Origin of the sequence: Pseudomonas sp. K5002 (genome assembly GCF_013386655.1) — a bacterium.
GTDB lineage: Bacteria > Pseudomonadota > Gammaproteobacteria > Pseudomonadales > Pseudomonadaceae > Aquipseudomonas.
On sequence record NZ_JACARK010001357.1, the window covers coordinates 1 to 1,823 of the forward strand.

Genomic DNA, 1,823 nt, shown 5'->3' on the forward strand with positions numbered 1-1,823 from the left:
CACGAGCTTGCCCTGGGCCTGGTAGTCGCGGATCAGCTGCAGCTTGTCTTCCGGGCGCGCCTCGGCGAGGAAGTCATCCACGCCGGCTTCCACCGCAATCGCGGCGGCGGTCAGGCGGTTGTCGCCGGTGATCATCACGGTCTTGATGCCCATGCGCCGCAGTTCGGCGAAGCGCTCCTTGATGCCGCCCTTGACCACGTCCTTGAGCTCCACCACGCCGAGTGCCTTGGCCCCGTCCGAGACCACCAGCGGAGTGCTGCCGCGTCGCGATACTTCGTCGACCTTGGCCTGCAATGCAGCCGGAAAGCTCCCACCGAGCGCTTCGATATGACTGCGGATCGCATCCGCTGCACCCTTGCGAATACCGCGGCCTTCGGGCAGGTCGACGCCGCTCATGCGAGTCTGCGCGGTGAAGTGCACAAAGCTTGCGCCGAGGGCGTTGATGTCCCGCGCGCGGATGTCGAACTTCTGCTTGGCCAGCACCACGATGCTGCGGCCTTCCGGGGTTTCGTCGGCCAGGGACGCCAGTTGCGCCGCGTCGGCCAGTTCAGCTTCCTTGACCCCCGGTGCCGGCAGGAAACTGCTGGCCTGGCGATTGCCCAACGTGATGGTGCCGGTCTTGTCCAACAGCAACACGTCGATGTCACCCGCCGCCTCAACGGCGCGGCCGGAAGTGGCGATCACATTCGCCGACATCATGCGGCTCATGCCCGCCACGCCGATGGCCGAGAGCAGGCCGCCGATGGTGGTGGGAATCAGGCACACCAGCAACGCCACCAGCACCGTGGCGCTGATCACGTTGCCACTGCCACTCATGGCCACGGCAAAGATCGAGTACGGGCTCAGCGTCGCGATCACCAGCAGGAACAACAGGGTCAGGCCCACCAGCAAAATTGTCAGGGCGACTTCGTTGGGCGTTTTCTGACGCTTGGCGGATTCGACCATCGAGATCATGCGGTCGAGGAACGACTCGCCCGGGTTGACGCTGATGCGCACCACCAGCCAGTCCGACAGCACCCGCGTGCCGCCGGTGACCGAGGAAAAGTCGCCGCCGGCCTCGCGAATCACCGGTGCCGATTCGCCGGTGATTGCGCTTTCATCCACCGAGGCCACGCCTTCGATCACCACGCCGTCCAGCGGCACCAGGTCGCCGGCTTCGATCAACACCACCTGGTCTTTGCGCAACAGCGTGGCTTCGGTCGGCAGCCATGCGGCGCCGTGTTTGGGTTGTTGCAGCAACTTGGCCAGGGTCTGGCGCTTCATCCCGCGCAGGCTGGCGGCCTGGGCACGGCTGCGGCCTTCGGCCAGGGCCTCGGCAAAGTTGGCGAACAGCACGGTAAACCACAGCCACAAACAGATGCTGAGGATAAAGCCGCTGGGCGCTTCACCCTGGCCACCCAGGGACTGGAACCACAGCAGCGTGGTGAGGAGGCTGCCCAGGTACACGACGAACATCACCGGGTTTTTCCACTGCGCCTGGGGCAGCAGTTTCTTGAACGCATCCCCGCAGGCGGTGAGCACGATGGCGCGATCAAACAGAGGTAAACGAGCATTCTTGATCATGGGGGAATCTCTTACTCACTGGCCGCAATGGGGGGCTGGCGCAGAGGCAGACGGGCGTCCAGCGCGAGGTTGAGTTGCAGCACATTGACTCGTGGTTCGCCGAGCAAACCCAGGGTGCGTTCCGCGGTGTTTTCGTTCACCAGTTGCAGCAGTTCGGCTTCGGGGATCTGTCGCAGGCGGGCGACCCGGGCCAGCTGGATGCGTGCGTTGGCCACGGAGATATGCGGGTCCAGGCCGGAGGCGGAAGCGGTGACCGCATC

At 64.9% G+C, this 1,823-nt stretch carries 2 protein-coding genes; both read right to left on the minus strand.

All coding sequences use genetic code 11. The features are described 5' to 3' along the window. Window positions 1-1,563 (minus strand): potassium-transporting ATPase subunit KdpB (kdpB, locus tag HX846_RS36340; protein WP_178967361.1); only part of this gene is annotated, 1,563 nt, incomplete at its 3' end. Between the two features lie 11 nt (window positions 1,564-1,574). Next, window positions 1,575-1,823, minus strand: a 249-nt coding sequence (locus HX846_RS36345) for a potassium-transporting ATPase subunit C (RefSeq protein WP_178967362.1), incomplete at its 5' end; no start/stop codon positions are given.